The sequence below is a fragment of the Acinetobacter sp. KH_038 genome, assembly GCF_057839405.1.
Genome location: NZ_CM174489.1, coordinates 2701903 through 2719553, shown reverse-complemented (window position 1 = coordinate 2719553; position 17651 = coordinate 2701903). Strand labels below are relative to the sequence as shown.

Genomic DNA, 17651 nt, shown 5'->3' with positions numbered 1-17651 from the left:
TAAGAGAATCCGTGACGCACTGCCAGTTAGGTAGTGAATTGTTTAAAAAGATGAAGTCTTGGAAATAGTTGGCTTCATTTTTGCAAAACCTAAAACCATATAGCTAAAAAAATAGGTTGAGGAACATGAAGTCGCATTTAAAAGTGCATTATTTTCAGCATATTGCTGCTGAAGGCTACGGTAGTTGTTATGAGTTTTTAAAGCAGCACAAGGCGCACATTAGCGCGACCGAATTTTTTGCTTTACCTCTGGATCGTCCTTTGGATATTGAAGCATTGCCTGCGGTTGAAGAGGTGGATTTGCTGATCATCATGGGCGGACCGATGAGCGTCAATGATGAGGCAAATTTTCCCTGGTTAAAGATAGAGAAACGCTGGTTACGTCGCTATCTGTCCCACGGCAAGCCGGCGATCGGTTTATGTCTGGGCGGGCAATTGATTGCCAATGCCTTGGGGGCGGGGGTGAGTCGTAATCCGGAACAGGAACTGGGGTGGACCACGGTACGTAAAATTGCTCATCCTCCCAAAGAGTGTTTTCGATTGCCGGAACAATTTAATGTTCTGCAATGGCATAGTGAAACCTTTGAATTACCTAAAGGTGCGGTGCATCTGGCAGAAAGTGAAGCCTGCCGCAATCAGATGTACCAGTTGGGCAAAAATGTACTGGGTTTTCAGTTTCATCCAGAGATTACTCCGGAAACCTTGTCTTTATTTTTAGAGAATGAAGAGGAGCTGGGGCAATTTTCAGGAAAATATGTGCAAGATCTGTCTGAATTAAAAAAAACCAATAAAAATAAATTTATTGAAGGAAATCAGATGTTAAATCGAGCTATAGAATATGTCCTGGCGAAAACGGCTGTGCATTCAGAAAATAAACTCTTGTTTTAAGAGCAAGAAGTGAAAACTTGGAGAAAACCATAAAAGAGATTTGCTTATGCATTAAACAATGGCTATAATAAGCGACCCTTCGATAGGAAGGGGGTTAACTGCGAATAAAGTAGTTAACTATCGTTACAGTTGTGGCATCGATCACGACCTTAGTGATATTTCACTGCTCTTGACACTTACCCATATTAAAGTGGGGTGAGATGCGTCAAGAGTGATTCTTTATATATTTGGCTTGGAGTTTACTGGTATGTCTAACCAGAGAATTCGTATCCGTCTTAAGTCTTTTGATCATCGTTTAATTGATCAATCAGCTCAAGAAATCGTAGAAACCGCAAAACGTACTGGCGCACAAGTGTGTGGTCCAATTCCAATGCCAACACGCATTGAACGTTTTAACGTTTTAACATCACCGCATGTAAACAAAGACGCGCGTGACCAGTACGAAATCCGTACTTACAAGCGTTTGATCGACATCGTTCAACCTACAGACAAAACTGTAGATGCATTGATGAAGTTAGATCTTGCAGCTGGTGTTGATGTTCAGATCGCATTGGGTTAAGGCTTTCGGGTTAATTAACACTCTAAGTTAATTAGGCCGCTTTTTTAGAGGTTTATGCACATGGCTATTGGTTTAGTCGGTCGCAAGTGCGGTATGACACGTATCTTTACAGATGCTGGTGTTTCTGTGCCTGTTACAGTGATTGAGGTTGATCCTAACCGCATCACTCAAATCAAAACGCTTGAAACTGATGGTTATCAAGCGATTCAAATCACTACTGGTGAACGTCGCGAATCTCGCGTAACTAACGCTCAGAAAGGCCACTTCGCGAAAGCGGGTGTTGCTGCTGGTCGTCTGGTTCAAGAATTCCGCGCTACAGAAGCTGATCTTGAAGGTCGTGAAGTTGGTGGTACGCTTACCGTTGAATTGTTCCAGGTTGGTCAAGTTGTTGACGTAACTGGTCAATCTAAAGGTAAAGGTTTCCAAGGTGGTGTTAAGCGTTGGAACTTCCGTACGCAAGATGCAACTCACGGTAACTCACTTTCTCACCGTGTTTTAGGTTCTACTGGTCAAAACCAGACTCCTGGTCGCGTATTCAAAGGCAAAAAAATGGCTGGCCATTTAGGTGCTGAACGCGTAACTACACAGGGTCTTGAAATCGTTGCTATCGACACAGAACGTTCAGTTCTTGTTGTGAAAGGCGCGGTTCCTGGTGCTACTGGTGGCGACGTCATCGTTCGTCCTACGATCAAGGCCTGAGGGGAAATAACGTGAATTTAAATACTGTTTCCGGCTCTGCTGTTGAATTATCAGAAGTTGCGTTCGGTCGTGAATTTAATGAAGCTCTTGTTCACCAAGTGGTTACAGCTTATTTAGCTGGTGGCCGTCAAGGTTCAAAAGCTCAGAAATCACGTGCAGACGTTTCTGGCGGTGGTCGCAAGCCGTTCCGTCAAAAAGGTACTGGCCGCGCTCGTGCTGGTTCTATTCGTAGCCCAATCTGGGTTGGCGGTGGTAAAACTTTTGCTGCTCGTCCACAAGACTGGTCTCAAAAAGTAAACCGTAAAATGTACCGCGGTGCTATGCAATGCATCATGGCTGAACTTGTTCGTCAAGATCGCCTAATTTTAGTTGATGAGTTTGCTGTTGCAGCGCCAAAAACTAAAGAATTGCTTGCAAAGCTTAACGACTTGAATGCAACTCGTGCATTAATCGTTACTGATGCTGTTGATGAGAACCTGTATCTTGCTGCGCGCAACATTCCACACGTAGATGTGGTTGATGCTGCTGCAATTGATCCGGTTAGCTTGATTGCGTTCGACAAAGTTGTTATGTCTGTAGCTGCTGCTAAGAAAATTGAGGTAGAACTCGGATGAACAACGAACGTATCTATCAAGTCCTGCAAGGACCTGTATTCTCAGAAAAAGCACAAGTTTTAGGTGAAACTGCTGGTGTTCAAGTGTTTAAAGTTGCATTAAATGCAAACAAGCTTGAAATCAAAAAAGCAGTGGAACAACTCTTTGGTGTGGAAGTTGTTAAAGTTAACACGACTATTACTAAAGGTAAGTCTAAACGCTTTGGTAAAACATTAGGACGTCGTTCTGATGTTAAAAAAGCATACGTCACCCTGAAAGCTGGCCAAGATGTAGAAATGGCTGACTTGGGCGATACCGCTGAAAGCACAGCGGAATAAGGACGAGAATTATGCCTATTCAAAAATGTAAGCCAACGTCTCCAGGACGTCGCTTTGTAGAGAAAGTGGTTCATAGTCACCTTCACAAAGGCGCACCGTACTCTCCGTTGGTGGAAGCTAAAAAACGTACTGGCGGCCGTAACAACAACGGTCACATCACGACTCGTCACGTTGGTGGCGGTCACAAGCAGCACTATCGTCTAGTTGACTTCAAACGTAACAAAGATGGTATTCCTGCAACTGTAGAGCGTATTGAATACGATCCTAACCGTACTGCACACATTGCACTTGTATTGTATGCTGATGGTGAACGTCGTTATATCATTGCGCCTAAAGGCCTTCGCGCTGGCGATAAAGTACAGTCTGGTAACGATGCTCCAATTCGTCCAGGTAACTGCTTGCCGCTTCGCAACATGCCAATCGGTTCTACTCTTCACAACATCGAACTTAAAATCGGTAAAGGCGCGCAGATTGCTCGTTCAGCTGGTACTTCAGTTCAGCTGTTGGGTCGTGACGGTTCTTACGCTATCGTTCGTCTACGTTCAGGCGAGATGCGTAAAATTCACGTTGAATGCCGCGCTGTGTTAGGTGAAGTATCTAACTCAGAAAGCAACCTTCGTTCACTGGGTAAAGCTGGTGCATCGCGCTGGCGTGGTGTTCGTCCTACCGTTCGTGGTATGGCGATGAACCCGGTTGATCACCCGCACGGTGGTGGTGAAGGGCGTAATAAAGGTATTCAACCTGTAAGCCCATGGGGTCAAAAAGCTAAAGGGTACAAGACACGTACCAATAAGCGTACGACTAAGATGATCATTCGCGACCGTCGCGTTAAGTAACAAGTAAAGGAATCTGACAATGCCTCGTTCTCTGAAAAAAGGCCCATTCGTCGATGCGCACTTGTTCGCTAAGGTTGAAGCGGCTATCGCGGCTAATAACCGTAAGCCGATCAAAACTTGGTCGCGTCGTTCGATGATCCTACCGGATTTTGTTGGTTTAACAATTTCTGTACACAATGGCCGTAACCACGTTCCTGTGATCGTTTCTGAACACATGGTTGGTCACAAGCTTGGTGAATTTGCACCAACTCGTACCTATCGCGGTCACGGTGTTGACAAGAAATCTAAACGTTAATGGGTGCTATGATGGAAGTAACTGCTAAATTACGCGGTGCCGCTATCTCGGCACAAAAAGCTCGTTTGGTTGCAGATCTTATCCGCGGCAAATCTGTTGCGCACGCTCTTAACATCCTTAACTTCAGCAACAAAAAAGCTGCAGTTCTGGTTAAGAAAGCGTTGGAATCTGCGATTGCAAACGCTGAACACAATAACAGTTTAGATGTAGACGACCTTAAAGTTTCTACGATCTACGTTGATGAAGGCATGAGCCTGAAACGTATTATGCCACGTGCTAAAGGCCGTGCAGATCGTATTACTAAGCGTACTTGTCACATCACCGTTAAGGTAGGGGTTTGATATGGGTCAGAAGGTTCATCCAATCGGTATCCGCCTAGGTGTTGTGAAACGTCATAACGCTAACTGGTATGCGAATCCGAAACAATACGCTGAATACTTGCTTAAAGATCTTCAAGTTCGTGAGTTTTTAATCAAAAAACTTAAAAACGCGATGATCAGCAATATTCTTATCGAACGTCCTACAGGCGCTGCTAAAGTAACTATTAGCACTGCTCGTCCTGGTATCGTTATCGGTAAAAAAGGCGAAGATATTGAGAAACTACAACGCGAATTAACATCTATCATGGGTGTTCCTGCGCAAGTAAGTATCAATGAAATTGATCGTCCAGACTTAGACGCGCGTCTAGTTGCTGAAGCAATTGCTTCTCAATTGGAAAAACGTGTAATGTTCCGTCGTGCTATGAAGCGTGCGGTACAAAACACCATGCGTGCTGGTGCTAAAGGTATCAAAGTAGAAGTTTCAGGCCGTTTAGGTGGTGCTGAGATTGCTCGTACTGAGTGGTATCGTGAAGGTCGTGTACCTTTACATACGCTTCGTGCAGATATCGACTATGCGACTATGCGTGCTGAGACTACTTACGGTACGATCGGTGTTAAAGTTTGGATCTTCCGTGGTGAGATCTTGGGCGGCATGAAACAAGTCATGAACCCAGCTCCAGCAGAAGAACGTCCAGCTAAACGCGGTCGTGGTCGTGGTGAAGGTCAAGAGCGTCGTGGTCGTCGCAATGATCGTTCTGCTGAAAAAGGAGAATAATCCATGTTGCAACCTAAGCGTACTAAATTCCGTAAAGTGCAGAAAGGCCGTAACACTGGTCTAGCACACCGCGGTAGCACAGTATCTTTCGGTACTATTGCACTTAAATCAATTGAACGTGGTCAAATGACTGCGCGTCAAATTGAAGCAGCGCGTCGTACAATTAGCCGTCGTATTAAGCGTGGTGGTAAGATCTTTATCCGTGTATTCCCGGACAAACCGATTACTTCTAAGCCTCTTGAAGTGCGTATGGGTAAAGGTAAAGGTTCTGTGGAATATTGGGTTTGCCAAATCAAACCAGGTAAAGTCTTGTACGAAATTGATGGTGTTAACGAAGAATTGGCTCGCGAAGCGTTTACGCTTGCAGCAGCTAAGCTTCCGTTTAAAACCGCTATCGTGACTCGGACGGTAATGTAATGAAAACTAAAGATCTACGTGAAAAGTCGGTAGAAGAGTTGACAGCTTTGCTTGATGAGCAACAGCTTAACCAATTCCGTCTTCGTATGGCGAAAGCAACTGGTCAATTGGGTAAATCGCATGAAGTTGCACTTACTCGTCAGACAATTGCTCGTATTAAGACCCTCCTTACCGAAAAACAGGGGAACGGACAATGAGTGATAAAACAGTCCGCACGTTAACTGGCAAAGTTGTAAGCGACAAGATGGATAAATCTATCGTTGTTCTTATTGAACGCCAAGTTCAACACCCGTTGTATGGCAAATTAATCCGCCGTTCAACAAAATTACATGCTCATGATGAGAACAACACAGCGAAAGCTGGTGATGTTGTAACCATTAAAGAAAGCCGCCCAATTTCTAAAACTAAGTCTTGGACTCTAGTTGAAGTTGTTGAAGCAGCTGCTGAGTAATTAACGTTCTTGTTGCATCATCGGTCAATTTCGAGTACTCTTTGAGCCTTTCGAAATTTCGACCGGTGTTGCTCGGTTTTGGAGTAGGGCAATGATTCAGACCGAAACTATGCTCGACGTAGCAGACAACAGTGGTGCACGCCGCGTACAATGTATTAAAGTACTTGGTGGCTCGCATCGTCGTTATGCTTCTGTTGGCGACATTATTAAAGTTACTGTAAAAGAAGCAATTCCACGCGCACGTGTTAAAAAAGGTGACGTGATGAATGCAGTTGTGGTTCGTACAAAATTCGGTATCCGTCGTGCAGACGGTTCAGTGATTCGTTTCGACGATAACGCTGCTGTTATTTTGAACAACAACAAAGCGCCGATTGCAACTCGTATTTTCGGACCAGTGACTCGTGAACTTCGTACTGAACAGTTCATGAAAATTATTTCATTGGCTCCTGAAGTTCTATAAGAGGCGATCATGGCTAAGATTAAAAAAGGCGATCAAGTAATTGTGATCGCAGGTAAAGAAAAAGGCAAACAGGGTACTGTTCTGTCTGTTTCTAATGACCGTGTTAAGGTTGAAGGCCTTAACTTGGTGAAGAAGCACCAAAAGCCGAACCGTGCTACAGGCGCTGAAGGTAGCGTTGTAACTCAGGAAGCTTCGCTTCATATTTCAAACGTGGCAGTTTTTAATGCTACAACCCAAAAGGCTGACCGTGTTGGTTACCAAGTGATTGATGGCGTGAAAACTCGCGTATTCAAATCAAATGGTGAATCAGTGGCGGTAGCGAAGTAATAGGTTGATATAGGCCATGGCCAGACTTAAAACACGTTACAATGACGAACTTAAAGCTCAGTTACTAGAGACTTTAGGCGTTAAGAATGTGATGGAGATTCCTCGCATCACTAAAATCACGATCAACATGGGTGTTGGCGCAGCTGCTGCTGACAAAAAACTCCTTGATGGTGCTCTTTCAGATATGCAAGCTATTGCTGGTCAAAAACCAGTACTTACGTTAGCTCGCAAATCAATCGCTGGTTTCAAAATCCGTGATGGTTGGCCGATCGGTTGTAAAGTTACTTTACGCGGCGAACGTATGTACGAATTCTTAGACCGTTTGATCTCGATTGCGATCCCTCGTATCCGTGACTTCCGTGGTTTCTCAGCGAAATCATTTGACGGTCGTGGTAACTACTCAATGGGTCTTAAGGAACAGATCATGTTCCCTGAAATCGATTTTGACAAGATTGATCGTATTCGTGGTATGGATATTACCATTACTACGACTGCTCGCACCGATGACGAAGGCCGTGCGCTAATGCGTGCATTCGGCTTCCCGTTCAAATAAGAGGTCGATATGGCTAAGAAAGGTATGATTAATCGCGAAGCGAAACGCGAAGCTACTGTTGCTAAATACGCTGCAAAACGTGCTGAATTAAAAGCTACGATTGCCAACGTAAATGCATCAGATGAAGAACGTTTCGAAGCGATGATGAAATTACAGGCATTACCACGTAATGCATCTCCAGTACGTCTACGTAACCGTTGTGGTTTAACTGGTCGTCCTCATGGTTACTTCCGTAAGTTCGGCTTAAGCCGTAACAAATTACGTGAAACAGTAATGCAAGGTGATGTACCTGGCGTTGTTAAGGCAAGCTGGTAAGGAGCACTATAAATGAGTATGCAAGATACCGTTGCCGACATGCTAACACGTGTTCGTAACGCACAAATGGCAAAGAAACAAACTGTTTCTATGCCTAATTCTAAGTTGAAGGTTGCAATTGCTAACTTACTTCAACAAGAAGGTTACATTTCTAACGTAGAAGTTGCGGAAGCTGAAGGCAAACCAACTTTAACAATTACGTTAAAATATTTTGAAGGCAAACCAGTGATTGACACTGTGAAACGCGTAAGCCGTCCAGGTCTACGTCAGTATCGCGGTAAAGATGCACTTCCAAGCGTTAAGCAAGGTTTAGGTATTGCAATTGTTTCTACAAGCAAAGGCATCATGACTGATCGCGCTGCACGTGCTGCAGGCGTTGGTGGTGAAGTTATTGCTTTTGTTTCTTAATAGGTGATTCCTCATGTCTCGTGTGGCTAAAGCCCCAGTAACTGTACCGAATGGTGTAACAGTTACTCAGAACGGCCGGCAGGTCGAAGTGAAAGGCACTAAAGGTACATTGTCTTTCAACCTGCATGCGCTGGTCGAGCTTAAACAGGAAGACGGTATTCTAGCTATTGCTCCAGTACAAGAGTCGAAAGACGCTTGGATGCAAGCTGGTACTGCTCGCGCTGTGCTAAACAACCTTGTAAAAGGTGTTAGCGAAGGTTTCGAACGTAAGTTACAGCTTATCGGTGTTGGTTATAAAGCTGCGGTTAAAGGTGACGTTGTTCATCTTAACCTTGGTTTCTCTCACCCGATCGATTATGCACTTCCTGCAGGTGTAACTGCTGAAACTCCGACTGCAACTGAAATCGTGCTTAAGTCTGCTGATAAAGCAGCTTTAGGTCAGGTTGCTGCAGATATCCGTGGTTACCGTCCACCAGAGCCGTATAAAGGCAAAGGTGTTCGTTATTCTGACGAAGTTGTACTTCGTAAAGAAGCTAAGAAGAAATAAGGCGCGAGGTTCTTATGAACGAAAAGAAACAATCCCGTTTGCGTCGTGCGAAAAGCACACGCTTGCACATCCGTGCATTGGGTGCGACTCGTTTGTGTGTAAACCGCACTCCGCGTCACATCTATGCTCAAGTTATCTCTGCAGATGGTGGCAAAGTATTAGCGCAAGCTTCTACTTTAGACGCTACTCTACGTGCAGGTACAACTGGTAACGTTGAAGCAGCTCAGAAAGTAGGTGCTTTAATCGCAGAACGCGCTAAAGCAGCTGGTGTTACTAAAGTTGCATTTGACCGTTCTGGTTTTAAATATCATGGTCGTATCAAAGCCTTGGCTGATGCTGCTCGTGAAAACGGCTTGGAGTTCTAATCATGGCTAAAGTTGAACAAAACGAAGGTCTTGTTGAAAAGCTGGTTGCCGTTGATCGTGTAGCCAAAGTTGTTAAGGGTGGTCGTATCTTCTCTTTCACAGCATTAACTGTTGTGGGTGATGGTAATGGTCGCGTAGGTTTTGGTCGTGGTAAAGCACGTGAAGTTCCAGCTGCTATCTCTAAAGCACTTGAAGCTGCTCGTCGCAACATGATTACTGTTGACCTTGTTGATGGTACGTTACAACACCCGATTCATGCACGTCATGGCGCTAGTCGCGTATTCATGCAGCCTGCCTCTGAAGGTACAGGCGTAATTGCTGGTGGCGCTATGCGTGCAGTTCTAGAAGCTGTAGGTGTACGTAACGTTTTGACTAAATGCCGTGGTTCTACTAACGCTGCTAACGTAGTTAACGCAACTTTCAATGGTTTGCGTGATATGACTACTCCTGAAAAGGTTGCTGCGAAACGTGGTCTTTCAGTAGAACAAATTCAAGGGTAATCAATCATGAAAACGATTAAAGTTACCCAGACTAAATCTGCATCGCATCGCTTGAAAAATCATAAGCTGAGCCTGCAAGGTTTAGGTCTGCGTCGTATTGGTCATACTGTAGAAGTGCAAGATACGCCTTCTAACCGTGGTATGATCAACCAAGTCTACTATATGGTTAGTGTAGAGGAATAAGCCATGACTCTGCGTTTAAATACAATTGCACCTGCAGAAGGTGCTAAACGTGACAACCTTCGTCTAGGCCGTGGTATCGGTTCTGGCGTTGGTAAGACCGGTGGCCGTGGTGTCAAGGGTCAGAACTCACGTAAGAGCGGTGGTACTCGTCCAGGTTTCGAAGGCGGTCAAACAGCACTTTATCGTCGTTTGCCTAAATTCGGCTTCACTAGCCAATTGGCTTTGAAAACTGCTGAAGTACGTTTATCTGAGCTTGCTAAAGTTGAAGGCGACATCGTGTCTCTAGAAACTTTAAAAGCGGCGAACGTTGTACGTAAAGACATGATCCGTGCTCGTATCGTACTTTCTGGTGAAATTACTCGTGCATTCACTGTTCAAGGTGTTGCATTGACTAAAGGCGCTAAAGCTGCTGTTGAAGCTGCTGGCGGCAAAGTCGAGGAGTAATCCCCAGTGTCTATGACTCCTAGTTCTTCAGGTCATGTCAACATGATGAAAGGCCAACCATTTCATGTGAAATACCGTGAAATTATTCGTCGAATGATGTTTCTCATTGGTGCGTTGTTGGTGTTTCGACTAGGAGCGCATATTCCAGTACCGGGCATCAATAATGCTGCATTAGAAAACCTTTTTAATGCAAACCAAGGGACTATCCTTGGTTTGTTTAACATGTTTTCCGGTGGTGCATTAGAACGAATGTCTATTCTTGCTCTGGGGATCATGCCTTACATTTCTGCATCGATTATCGTGCAGTTAATGTCGACTGTGGTTCCTTCGCTGGAAGCTTTAAAGAAAGAAGGCGAGCAAGGCAAACGCAAAATTAATCAATACACACGACAAGGCACATTATTTCTGGCGCTGGTACAAGCGATTGGTATGTGTGCAGGCTTGATCAGTCAGGGGATTACCTTGAATACTGGTCTGGCTTTTTATGTTCCTGCGGTAACCTCGCTGGTTGCGGGGACCATGTTCTTGATGTGGTTGGGTGAGCAGATTACCGAACGTGGGGTGGGGAATGGTATTTCCATGATCATCTTCGCGGGTATTGTTGCCGGATTGCCTAATCTGATTATGCAATCTTTATCATCTGTAGATAATGGTCAGACCAGCCTGATTGGTTTGGTGATTTTTGGTTTGTTATCTTTAGGTGTATTGGCAGCAATCGTGTTTATCGAGAAGGCGCAACGTCGTATTCCGGTCAACTATGCTCAAAAACAACAGGGTCGTCGTGTATTTACTGCACAGCAGACACATTTGCCATTAAAAATTAATATGGCGGGTGTGATTCCGGCAATTTTTGCCAGCTCATTACTTTTGTTCCCTGCGAGCTTAGGTCAGTGGGTGGGCAGTGCAGATCCGAATGCCGGATTTATTCAGCGTAGCCTGCAAGATGTGGCATTGGTATTGTCGCCTGGTCAGCCGTTGTATTTGGTGCTCTTTGGTGCGTTAATTATCTTTTTCTGTTACTTCTATACAGCACTGGTATTTAGTCCTAAAGAAGTGTCAGAGAACTTGAAACGCAGCGGAGCTTATGTGCCTGGTATACGTCCAGGTGAGCAAACTGCTCGTTACTTAGATCATATTCTCGGTCGTTTGACATTTATTGGCGCGATTTACATCACCGTTATTTGTTTGATGCCGATGGTGTTGCAAAGTTCATTTGGTATTCCATTCTATTTGGGTGGTACCTCTTTGCTGATTGTTGTGGTAGTAGTGATGGACTTTATGGCTCAGCTGCAATCGCATCTCACCTCGCACCAGTACGATAATCAAACGTTAATGAGAAAAACGACTGCTCATCCTAAGGGATAAGCGCACTTGAGGTTTCATCATGAAAGTACAAGCTTCTGTTAAGAAAATTTGTGGTAGCTGTAAAGTTATCCGTCGTAATGGGGTTATCCGCGTAATTTGTAGCGCAGAACCTCGTCATAAGCAGCGTCAAGGTTAATCTGATTAAGACCTGTTGATTTCTGTAGGCAAATTGGGTTATTATCCGCCCCTCAAGATTTTTGTGGGGCGGTTGATTATCTACTGCCTTTTTGGAGAAAATTGAATGGCTCGTATTGCCGGTGTAAACATTCCGGATAACAAGCACGCTGTTATCTCTCTAACGTATATCTTTGGTATTGGTCGCCATACTTCAAAAGCTATTTTAGCTGCTGCTGGTATTGCTCCAACAACTAAGATCCGTGAATTAGATGACGCTCAGCTTGATGCGATTCGTGCAGAAGTTGCTAAGGTTCCGACCGAAGGTGATTTACGTCGCGAAATTTCCATGAACATCAAACGTTTAATGGATTTAGGCTGCTACCGCGGTCTTCGTCATCGTCGCAGCTTGCCTGTCCGTGGTCAACGCACCAAAACTAACGCACGTACCCGTAAAGGTCCGCGCAAACCTATTAAGAAATAAGATTTCTGGAAGCTAAAAGATGGCTAAAGATACTCGCGCACGCAAGAAGGTCACTCGTACCGTCTCTGAAGGTGTCGCACACATTCACGCTTCTTTTAATAACACCATTGTGACTATTACCGATCGTCAAGGTAATGCACTGGCTTGGGCCACTTCAGGTGGACAAGGCTTCCGTGGATCACGTAAATCAACTCCGTTCGCTGCTCAGGTAGCTGCTGAAGTTGCTGGTAAAGCTGCTTTAGACTACGGTTTGAAAAACTTGGACGTCCTTGTAAAAGGTCCTGGTCCTGGTCGTGAATCTGCGGTTCGTGCTTTAGGTGCAGTGGGTTATAAAATTAACAGCATTACCGATGTGACGCCAATCCCGCACAACGGTTGCCGTCCACCTAAAAAACGTCGCGTGTAAGGAGAAACATTCATGGCTCGTTATATTGGTCCAAAATGCAAACTCTCTCGCCGCGAAGGGACAGACCTGCAACTTAAATCAGGCGTTAAACCGTTTGATGTAAAAACTAAAAAACATGCCAAAGCTCCTGGCCAACATGGTGGAGCTCGTGGCGGTAAGCAATCTGAGTACTCACTACAATTACGTGAAAAACAAAAAGTACGTCGTATGTACGGTGTTTTAGAGCGTCAATTTAGTAACTACTACAAAGAAGCTGCTCGTGTTAAAGGCGCAACTGGTGAAAACCTGTTGAAGCTACTTGAAAGCCGTCTTGATAACGTTGTTTATCGTATGGGTTTCGGTTCTACTCGTGCAGAAGCTCGTCAGTTAGTATCTCACCGTAGCATCACTTTGAATGGCCGTCGTGTTAACATTGCGTCTATCCAAGTTAAAGCGGGTGATGTGATCGCAGTTCACGAAGGCGCTAAGCAACAATTACGTATCAAAAACGCAATTGAATTAGCTACTCAACGTGGCATGCCTTCTTGGATGGAAATTGACCATTCTAAATTAGAAGGTACGTTCAAAGCTGCACCGGATCGTTCTGATTTACCTGCTGAAATCAACGAAAGCTTGATTGTAGAATTGTATTCTAAATAATCCTTGAGGAAGCAATATGACGCGTACTGCAAATGAGTTTCTAACTCCGCAAGCGATCAAGGTCGAAGCGGCAAGCGGGACCTCGGCAAAAGTTATTCTAGAACCATTAGAGCGTGGCTTTGGTCATACTCTTGGTAATGCTTTACGTCGCATCCTTCTTTCTTCTCTACCTGGCGCAGCTGTGGTAGAAGTTGAGATCGAAGGGGTCGAGCACGAGTACAGTACTTTGGAAGGCTTGCAGCAGGACATCGTCGAGCTCTTGCTGAACCTAAAAGGATTGTCGATTAAGCTGTTCGATCAAAATGAAGCGTATTTAACATTAGAGAAACAGGGTGCAGGCGACGTAACTGCGGCTGACCTTCGTTTACCTCATAATGTTGAAGTGGTTAACCCTGAACATTTGATCGGTACGTTAAGTGCCTCAGGCTCATTAAAAATGCGTCTGAAAGTTGCTCAAGGTCGTGGCTACGAGACTTCTGATTCACGTTTCCCAGAAGGCGAAACTCGCCCAGTGGGTCGCTTGCAGTTAGATGCATCTTATAGCCCGATTAAACGTGTGTCTTACACAGTGGAAAACGCTCGTGTAGAACAACGTACTGACCTTGACAAGTTGGTCATTGATCTTGAAACCAATGGTACTGTAGATCCTGAAGAAGCAATCCGCAAAGCGGCAACAATCTTGCAACAACAAATTGCAATCTTTGTTGACCTTCAGAAAGATCAAGCACCTGTGGCTCAAGAACCTCGTGAAGAAGTTGACCCAATCTTGCTTCGCCCAGTAGATGATCTAGAGCTAACTGTTCGTTCTGCTAACTGTTTGAAAGCAGAAAACATTTACTACATTGGTGATCTTGTACAGCGTACTGAAGTTGAGTTGCTTAAAACTCCTAACTTGGGTAAAAAATCGCTTACTGAGATCAAAGATGTTCTGGCTTCTAAAGGCTTACAACTCGGCATGCGTTTAGAGAACTGGCCACCGGCTAGTCTCCGTATGGACGATCGTTTCGCCTATCGTAGCCGTTAATTAAGTAGGACTATCACCATGCGTCATCGTAATAGTGGTGTGAAATTAGGCCGTACAAGCAGTCATCGTAAAGCGATGTTCCAAAACATGGCTAACTCTTTGTTCGAGCACGAGTTGATCAAAACAACTGTGCCTAAAGCAAAAGAGTTACGTCGTGTAGCTGAGCCTTTAATCACTTTAGCTAAAAACGATACAGTAGCAAACCGTCGTTTGGCGTTTGCTCGTACTCGTTCAGCAGCAACTGTTGGTAAATTGTTTACCGTTCTTGGCCCTCGTTACAAAGAACGTAACGGCGGTTATCTACGTGTTCTTAAAGCGGGCTTCCGTGCAGGTGATGCTGCGCCGATGGCTTACGTTGAGCTAGTAGATCGCGAAGTTAACTAATTTCGTGAAGAATAACGCAAGTTGTTCGAAAAGGCCGGTTGAATAAACCGGCCTTTTTTAATGTCTGGGATTTGGATTTCTAGAGATTTGAAGCATGCAAAATTAATCTGGCCTGAAAAGATAAAAAAACAAGGGCTTTTTAGCAAACTTGACATTGTGTATTGTCAGTTATGTGATTTAATAAAAAATATGACATGACTGGGATAAAACAACAAAATGGAAAAGCAGGTAGATATTTTAATCGTGGGTGCAGGGATCTCTGGAATTGGTCTGGCGGCGCATCTTTCTAAGCATTGTCCACAGCGCTCATTCGAGATTATTGAACGACGTGCCAATATTGGCGGAACTTGGGATTTATTTAAATATCCGGGCATTCGTTCAGATTCGGATATGTCGACTTTTGGTTTTAATTTTAAACCCTGGAAAAAAGAAAGCGTGCTTGCAGATGGCGCATCCATCAAAAACTATCTGACCGAAGTGGTGGATGAGTTTCAATTAAAAAATAAAATCCATTTTCAGCATCGGGTATTAAGTGCCAATTATGATTCTGCCAGCTGTAAATGGTCAGTTACCATCGAAGATTCACAGGGTAAACTCCATACCTGGATTGCCAACTTTGTACTTGGCTGTACCGGCTACTATAATTATGATCAGGGTTTTCAGCCGGAATTTCCAAATCAGCAAGCGTTCAAGGGTGAATTTATTCATCCGCAACATTGGCCGGAAAATTTAAACTATAAAGGCAAAAAAGTGGTGATCATTGGTAGTGGTGCAACTGCCATTACCCTGGTTCCTGCCATGGTCAAAGGGGGGGCAGGGCATGTCACCATGTTGCAACGTTCTCCCACCTATATTGCTTCAGTGCCTTCGATTGACATGATTTATTCTCAGATGCGCAAGTATCTGCCTGAAGATGTCGCTTATAAAATTACTCGTGCCCGGAATATTGGCATGCAGCGCGGGATTTATGCGTTGGCACAAAAACAGCCGAAATTATTAAAGACGCTACTGCTTAAGTCAGTACAGTTCCAGCTCAAAGGTAAAGTGGATATGAAGCACTTTACCCCCAATTATGAGCCTTGGGATCAACGTTTATGTGTGGTGCCAGATGGTGATCTGTTTAAAATTTTGCGTGAAGGACAGGCATCGGTTGCCACTGACCAGATAGAAAGTTTTACTGAAACTGGCATTCAGCTTAAATCTGGCCAACATCTGGAGGCAGATATTATTGTTTCTGCCACAGGTTTGAATATCCAGATTCTCGGCGGGATTCAGGCAACCATGGATGGTCAACCTATCGATACCTCACAGCATATGCTTTACAAGGGGATCATGGTCAGTGATATCCCGAATATGGCGCTGATTATTGGTTATATTAATGCTTCCTGGACTTTAAAAGTCGATATTGCGGCTGAGTATATTTGCCGTCTGCTCAACTATATGGATCAGCAGGGCTATGCTGAAGTCATTGCTCAGGGTGATCAAACCGAATTGCTGCAGGACACCGTAATGGGCAGTCTCAGTTCGGGGTATATTGCCCGTGCCGCAGATGTGATGCCAAAACAGGGTAAACATGCCCCGTGGAAAATTAGCAACAACTATCTGGCAGATCGTAAGGAACTCAAACAGGCTTCGTTTGAAGATCAGGTGCTGAAATTTAAGAAAAACAGCATGGCACTGAATCATAAGCCGCGTCTGGTTTCTTAAAATCAGAGGATTAAATAAAAAAGGAGTCATTAATGACTCCTTTTTTTGCCTCAAATTTACAGTGAACGGGCGATCAGTTCTTTCATAATTTCATTGGTACCGGCATAAATCCGGTTGGCACGGTTGTCGATATAAGCCCGGGCAATCGGATATTCCAGCATATAGCCATAACCTCCATGTAGTTGCAGGCATTCATCTACAACCTTGCTATACATTTCTGAAATCTTGTATTTGGCTGCAGCAGCGGCATCGATGCCCAGTTCCTGCCGGAGTTGCAGTTCCATGCAGCGATCCAGATAGGCACGACAGACATCGATTTCGGTACGCAGTTCCGCCAGTTTAAAGCGGGTATTCTGAAAATGGCTGATACTCTTGCCAAAGGCCTGACGTTCCTTGGTATATTTTACCGTATGCGCAAAAGCGGCTTCAGCGCCAGCCTGACAGATAATTGCCACAATCAGGCGTTCCCAGGCCAGTTCTTTCATCAGCATCATAAAGCCCATGCCTTGCATGCCAAGCAGGTTTTCTTTGGGTACACGCACATTGTCAAAGAACAGTTCACAGGTATCCTGACCTTTCATACCGATCTTATTCAGCGGCTTGCCCTTGCTAAATCCGGCACGATCGGCTTCGACCATGATCAGGGACAGATTGGCCGAGCCTTTGTCACTATTACCGGTTTTACAGACCACAATCGCCATATCACACAGATAGCCATTGGTAATAAAAATCTTGGAACCATTAATTACATAATCATCGCCATCCAGCACCGCAGAGGTACGTACTGCTTGCAGGTCAGACCCGGTTCCCGGCTCGGTCATGGCAATTGCGGTGACCACCTCTCCGGAAGCCATTTTCGGTAACCATTGCTGTTTTTGAGCATCATTGCCAAAGTTGAGCAGGTAATTGGCGACAATATCGGAATGCAACGAAAATCCTGTGGCTGAATCTCCGGCATAGGCCTGTTCTTCAATTAGAATCATGCTATACAGCCGATCTACCCCCGAGCCGCCATATTGTTCTGGCATGGTGGCGCAGAGCAAGCCCAGTGCGCCGGCTTTATTCCACAGCTCTCGATCTACATGTTGCTGGCTTTCATAACGTTCGCTATGCGGAATAACTTCCTTTTCATAAAACTTGCGCACTGTTTCGCGAAAGGCCTCATGTTCAGCAGCAAATAACTGGCGCGGCAGCAGCGGGGCAAGTGGGCGAATGGCTGCAGATTGCATCTTGTTCTTCCTTGTTCTAATCAGTTG

30 protein-coding genes and 1 pseudogene are annotated in these 17651 nt (G+C 44.7%); 30 read left to right on the top strand and 1 reads right to left on the bottom strand.

From position 1 onward, the window contains the following. Positions 1-125: 125 nt before the first annotated feature. From AC3IT7_RS12940 to AC3IT7_RS12795, 30 genes and pseudogenes are all read left to right on the top strand, one after another. Positions 126-887: a type 1 glutamine amidotransferase gene (locus tag AC3IT7_RS12940; protein ID WP_489248718.1), complete on the top strand. Its 762-nt coding sequence runs from the start codon at positions 126-128 to the stop codon at positions 885-887. A gap of 247 nt (positions 888-1134) precedes the next feature. After that, a complete protein-coding gene (gene rpsJ, locus AC3IT7_RS12935) occupies positions 1135-1446 on the top strand; it encodes a 30S ribosomal protein S10 (RefSeq protein WP_000070912.1) in 312 nt (103 codons plus the stop codon). 60 nt (positions 1447-1506) lie between these two features. Continuing rightward, positions 1507-2145: a 50S ribosomal protein L3 gene (gene rplC, locus AC3IT7_RS12930; protein ID WP_005094152.1), complete on the top strand. Its 639-nt coding sequence runs from the start codon at positions 1507-1509 to the stop codon at positions 2143-2145. Between the two features lie 11 nt (positions 2146-2156). After that, positions 2157-2759: a 50S ribosomal protein L4 gene (gene rplD / locus AC3IT7_RS12925; RefSeq protein WP_005094150.1), complete on the top strand. Its 603-nt coding sequence runs from the start codon at positions 2157-2159 to the stop codon at positions 2757-2759. After that, positions 2756-3076 (top strand): 50S ribosomal protein L23, encoded by a 321-nt coding sequence (gene rplW, locus AC3IT7_RS12920; RefSeq protein ID WP_004281510.1) that lies wholly within the window; start codon positions 2756-2758, stop codon positions 3074-3076. Before rplD ends, rplW begins: the two co-directional genes overlap by 4 nt. A gap of 11 nt (positions 3077-3087) precedes the next feature. Further along, a complete protein-coding gene (gene rplB / locus AC3IT7_RS12915) occupies positions 3088-3912 on the top strand; it encodes a 50S ribosomal protein L2 (protein ID WP_475654608.1) in 825 nt (274 codons plus the stop codon). A 19-nt stretch (positions 3913-3931) separates the two neighbouring features. Beyond that, positions 3932-4207, top strand: coding sequence for a 30S ribosomal protein S19 (gene rpsS, locus AC3IT7_RS12910; protein ID WP_004281508.1), 276 nt, complete (start codon positions 3932-3934; stop codon positions 4205-4207). A gap of 11 nt (positions 4208-4218) precedes the next feature. Beyond that, on the top strand, positions 4219-4548 hold the full coding sequence (rplV, locus tag AC3IT7_RS12905) for a 50S ribosomal protein L22 (RefSeq protein ID WP_001982638.1): 330 nt from the start codon (positions 4219-4221) through the stop codon (positions 4546-4548). A 1-nt stretch (position 4549) separates the two neighbouring features. After that, positions 4550-5366 (top strand): annotated as a pseudogene (rpsC, locus tag AC3IT7_RS12900) (30S ribosomal protein S3). Beyond that, a complete protein-coding gene (gene rplP, locus AC3IT7_RS12895; RefSeq protein ID WP_067731185.1) occupies positions 5306-5719 on the top strand; it encodes a 50S ribosomal protein L16 in 414 nt (137 codons plus the stop codon). The pseudogene rpsC and the gene rplP overlap by 61 nt, the downstream one beginning before the upstream one ends. Further along, positions 5719-5916: a 50S ribosomal protein L29 gene (rpmC, locus tag AC3IT7_RS12890; RefSeq protein ID WP_004281505.1), complete on the top strand. Its 198-nt coding sequence runs from the start codon at positions 5719-5721 to the stop codon at positions 5914-5916. The genes rplP and rpmC overlap by 1 nt, the downstream gene beginning before the upstream one ends. Further along, complete coding sequence (gene rpsQ, locus AC3IT7_RS12885) at positions 5913-6170, top strand: 30S ribosomal protein S17 (protein WP_004281504.1); 258 nt, start codon at positions 5913-5915, stop codon at positions 6168-6170. Before rpmC ends, rpsQ begins: the two co-directional genes overlap by 4 nt. Before the next feature lie 91 nt (positions 6171-6261). Further along, on the top strand, positions 6262-6630 hold the full coding sequence (gene rplN, locus AC3IT7_RS12880) for a 50S ribosomal protein L14 (RefSeq protein WP_004281503.1): 369 nt from the start codon (positions 6262-6264) through the stop codon (positions 6628-6630). Positions 6631-6639: 9 nt separating this feature from the next. Continuing rightward, the gene (rplX, locus tag AC3IT7_RS12875) at positions 6640-6957 is read left to right on the top strand and encodes a 50S ribosomal protein L24 (RefSeq protein ID WP_004281502.1); all 318 of its coding nucleotides are present in this window, start codon (positions 6640-6642) and stop codon (positions 6955-6957) included. Between the two features lie 16 nt (positions 6958-6973). Beyond that, entirely contained in the window at positions 6974-7510 is a 537-nt protein-coding gene (rplE, locus tag AC3IT7_RS12870) for a 50S ribosomal protein L5 (protein WP_005094146.1), read from the top strand. A 9-nt stretch (positions 7511-7519) separates the two neighbouring features. After that, positions 7520-7825: a 30S ribosomal protein S14 gene (gene rpsN, locus AC3IT7_RS12865; protein ID WP_004281500.1), complete on the top strand. Its 306-nt coding sequence runs from the start codon at positions 7520-7522 to the stop codon at positions 7823-7825. Positions 7826-7837: 12 nt separating this feature from the next. Next, entirely contained in the window at positions 7838-8233 is a 396-nt protein-coding gene (gene rpsH, locus AC3IT7_RS12860) for a 30S ribosomal protein S8 (protein ID WP_005094144.1), read from the top strand. 13 nt (positions 8234-8246) lie between these two features. Beyond that, the gene (gene rplF, locus AC3IT7_RS12855) at positions 8247-8780 is read left to right on the top strand and encodes a 50S ribosomal protein L6 (protein WP_004281498.1); all 534 of its coding nucleotides are present in this window, start codon (positions 8247-8249) and stop codon (positions 8778-8780) included. A gap of 14 nt (positions 8781-8794) precedes the next feature. Further along, positions 8795-9145: a 50S ribosomal protein L18 gene (rplR, locus tag AC3IT7_RS12850; protein WP_004281497.1), complete on the top strand. Its 351-nt coding sequence runs from the start codon at positions 8795-8797 to the stop codon at positions 9143-9145. Positions 9146-9147: 2 nt separating this feature from the next. Beyond that, a complete protein-coding gene (gene rpsE, locus AC3IT7_RS12845) occupies positions 9148-9645 on the top strand; it encodes a 30S ribosomal protein S5 (RefSeq protein ID WP_004281496.1) in 498 nt (165 codons plus the stop codon). Positions 9646-9651: 6 nt separating this feature from the next. Then, a complete protein-coding gene (gene rpmD / locus AC3IT7_RS12840) occupies positions 9652-9828 on the top strand; it encodes a 50S ribosomal protein L30 (RefSeq protein WP_005094139.1) in 177 nt (58 codons plus the stop codon). Positions 9829-9831: 3 nt separating this feature from the next. Further along, positions 9832-10272, top strand: a complete 441-nt coding sequence (gene rplO / locus AC3IT7_RS12835) for a 50S ribosomal protein L15 (RefSeq protein WP_004281494.1) — start codon at positions 9832-9834, stop codon at positions 10270-10272. Positions 10273-10317: 45 nt separating this feature from the next. Next, positions 10318-11637 (top strand): preprotein translocase subunit SecY, encoded by a 1320-nt coding sequence (gene secY / locus AC3IT7_RS12830; RefSeq protein WP_475654624.1) that lies wholly within the window; start codon positions 10318-10320, stop codon positions 11635-11637. A 19-nt stretch (positions 11638-11656) separates the two neighbouring features. Next, positions 11657-11773 carry a 50S ribosomal protein L36 gene (gene rpmJ, locus AC3IT7_RS12825; protein ID WP_000867907.1) on the top strand — a complete coding sequence of 39 codons (117 nt, stop codon included), beginning with the start codon at positions 11657-11659 and terminating at the stop codon, positions 11771-11773. 105 nt (positions 11774-11878) lie between these two features. Beyond that, positions 11879-12235, top strand: a complete 357-nt coding sequence (gene rpsM, locus AC3IT7_RS12820; RefSeq protein WP_004281492.1) for a 30S ribosomal protein S13 — start codon at positions 11879-11881, stop codon at positions 12233-12235. Between the two features lie 19 nt (positions 12236-12254). Further along, a complete protein-coding gene (rpsK, locus tag AC3IT7_RS12815) occupies positions 12255-12641 on the top strand; it encodes a 30S ribosomal protein S11 (protein WP_004281491.1) in 387 nt (128 codons plus the stop codon). Between the two features lie 12 nt (positions 12642-12653). Next, positions 12654-13280 carry a 30S ribosomal protein S4 gene (gene rpsD / locus AC3IT7_RS12810; RefSeq protein ID WP_005094132.1) on the top strand — a complete coding sequence of 209 codons (627 nt, stop codon included), beginning with the start codon at positions 12654-12656 and terminating at the stop codon, positions 13278-13280. A gap of 16 nt (positions 13281-13296) precedes the next feature. After that, complete coding sequence (locus AC3IT7_RS12805) at positions 13297-14304, top strand: DNA-directed RNA polymerase subunit alpha (RefSeq protein WP_005094131.1); 1008 nt, start codon at positions 13297-13299, stop codon at positions 14302-14304. An 18-nt stretch (positions 14305-14322) separates the two neighbouring features. Next, positions 14323-14688, top strand: a complete 366-nt coding sequence (rplQ, locus tag AC3IT7_RS12800) for a 50S ribosomal protein L17 (protein ID WP_004281488.1) — start codon at positions 14323-14325, stop codon at positions 14686-14688. Between the two features lie 216 nt (positions 14689-14904). Then, positions 14905-16395, top strand: coding sequence for a flavin-containing monooxygenase (locus tag AC3IT7_RS12795; RefSeq protein ID WP_489248717.1), 1491 nt, complete (start codon positions 14905-14907; stop codon positions 16393-16395). Positions 16396-16451: 56 nt separating this feature from the next. On the opposite strand, the gene AC3IT7_RS12790 is transcribed toward AC3IT7_RS12795, so the two are convergent. After that, positions 16452-17624, bottom strand: coding sequence for an acyl-CoA dehydrogenase family protein (locus tag AC3IT7_RS12790; RefSeq protein WP_489248716.1), 1173 nt, complete (start codon positions 17622-17624; stop codon positions 16452-16454). Positions 17625-17651: the final 27 nt, after the last annotated feature.

Bases quoted from the DNA above. Each gene is read 5' to 3' on its own strand.
- AC3IT7_RS12940 (WP_489248718.1), top strand. From the start codon at position 126: ATGAAGTCGCATTTAAAAGTGCATTATTTTCAGCATATTGCTGCTGAA.
- rpsJ (WP_000070912.1), top strand. From the start codon at position 1,135: ATGTCTAACCAGAGAATTCGTATCCGTCTTAAGTCTTTTGATCATCGT.
- rplC (WP_005094152.1), top strand. From the start codon at position 1,507: ATGGCTATTGGTTTAGTCGGTCGCAAGTGCGGTATGACACGTATCTTT.
- rplW (WP_004281510.1), top strand. From the start codon at position 2,756: ATGAACAACGAACGTATCTATCAAGTCCTGCAAGGACCTGTATTCTCA.
- rplB (WP_475654608.1), top strand. From the start codon at position 3,088: ATGCCTATTCAAAAATGTAAGCCAACGTCTCCAGGACGTCGCTTTGTA.
- rpsS (WP_004281508.1), top strand. From the start codon at position 3,932: ATGCCTCGTTCTCTGAAAAAAGGCCCATTCGTCGATGCGCACTTGTTC.
- rplV (WP_001982638.1), top strand. From the start codon at position 4,219: ATGGAAGTAACTGCTAAATTACGCGGTGCCGCTATCTCGGCACAAAAA.
- rplP (WP_067731185.1), top strand. From the start codon at position 5,306: ATGTTGCAACCTAAGCGTACTAAATTCCGTAAAGTGCAGAAAGGCCGT.
- rpmC (WP_004281505.1), top strand. From the start codon at position 5,719: ATGAAAACTAAAGATCTACGTGAAAAGTCGGTAGAAGAGTTGACAGCT.
- rpsQ (WP_004281504.1), top strand. From the start codon at position 5,913: ATGAGTGATAAAACAGTCCGCACGTTAACTGGCAAAGTTGTAAGCGAC.
- rplN (WP_004281503.1), top strand. From the start codon at position 6,262: ATGATTCAGACCGAAACTATGCTCGACGTAGCAGACAACAGTGGTGCA.
- rplX (WP_004281502.1), top strand. From the start codon at position 6,640: ATGGCTAAGATTAAAAAAGGCGATCAAGTAATTGTGATCGCAGGTAAA.
- rplE (WP_005094146.1), top strand. From the start codon at position 6,974: ATGGCCAGACTTAAAACACGTTACAATGACGAACTTAAAGCTCAGTTA.
- rpsN (WP_004281500.1), top strand. From the start codon at position 7,520: ATGGCTAAGAAAGGTATGATTAATCGCGAAGCGAAACGCGAAGCTACT.
- rpsH (WP_005094144.1), top strand. From the start codon at position 7,838: ATGAGTATGCAAGATACCGTTGCCGACATGCTAACACGTGTTCGTAAC.
- rplF (WP_004281498.1), top strand. From the start codon at position 8,247: ATGTCTCGTGTGGCTAAAGCCCCAGTAACTGTACCGAATGGTGTAACA.
- rplR (WP_004281497.1), top strand. From the start codon at position 8,795: ATGAACGAAAAGAAACAATCCCGTTTGCGTCGTGCGAAAAGCACACGC.
- rpsE (WP_004281496.1), top strand. From the start codon at position 9,148: ATGGCTAAAGTTGAACAAAACGAAGGTCTTGTTGAAAAGCTGGTTGCC.
- rpmD (WP_005094139.1), top strand. From the start codon at position 9,652: ATGAAAACGATTAAAGTTACCCAGACTAAATCTGCATCGCATCGCTTG.
- rplO (WP_004281494.1), top strand. From the start codon at position 9,832: ATGACTCTGCGTTTAAATACAATTGCACCTGCAGAAGGTGCTAAACGT.
- secY (WP_475654624.1), top strand. From the start codon at position 10,318: ATGAAAGGCCAACCATTTCATGTGAAATACCGTGAAATTATTCGTCGA.
- rpmJ (WP_000867907.1), top strand. From the start codon at position 11,657: ATGAAAGTACAAGCTTCTGTTAAGAAAATTTGTGGTAGCTGTAAAGTT.
- rpsM (WP_004281492.1), top strand. From the start codon at position 11,879: ATGGCTCGTATTGCCGGTGTAAACATTCCGGATAACAAGCACGCTGTT.
- rpsK (WP_004281491.1), top strand. From the start codon at position 12,255: ATGGCTAAAGATACTCGCGCACGCAAGAAGGTCACTCGTACCGTCTCT.
- rpsD (WP_005094132.1), top strand. From the start codon at position 12,654: ATGGCTCGTTATATTGGTCCAAAATGCAAACTCTCTCGCCGCGAAGGG.
- AC3IT7_RS12805 (WP_005094131.1), top strand. From the start codon at position 13,297: ATGACGCGTACTGCAAATGAGTTTCTAACTCCGCAAGCGATCAAGGTC.
- rplQ (WP_004281488.1), top strand. From the start codon at position 14,323: ATGCGTCATCGTAATAGTGGTGTGAAATTAGGCCGTACAAGCAGTCAT.
- AC3IT7_RS12795 (WP_489248717.1), top strand. From the start codon at position 14,905: ATGGAAAAGCAGGTAGATATTTTAATCGTGGGTGCAGGGATCTCTGGA.
- AC3IT7_RS12790 (WP_489248716.1), bottom strand. From the start codon at position 17,624: ATGCAATCTGCAGCCATTCGCCCACTTGCCCCGCTGCTGCCGCGCCAG.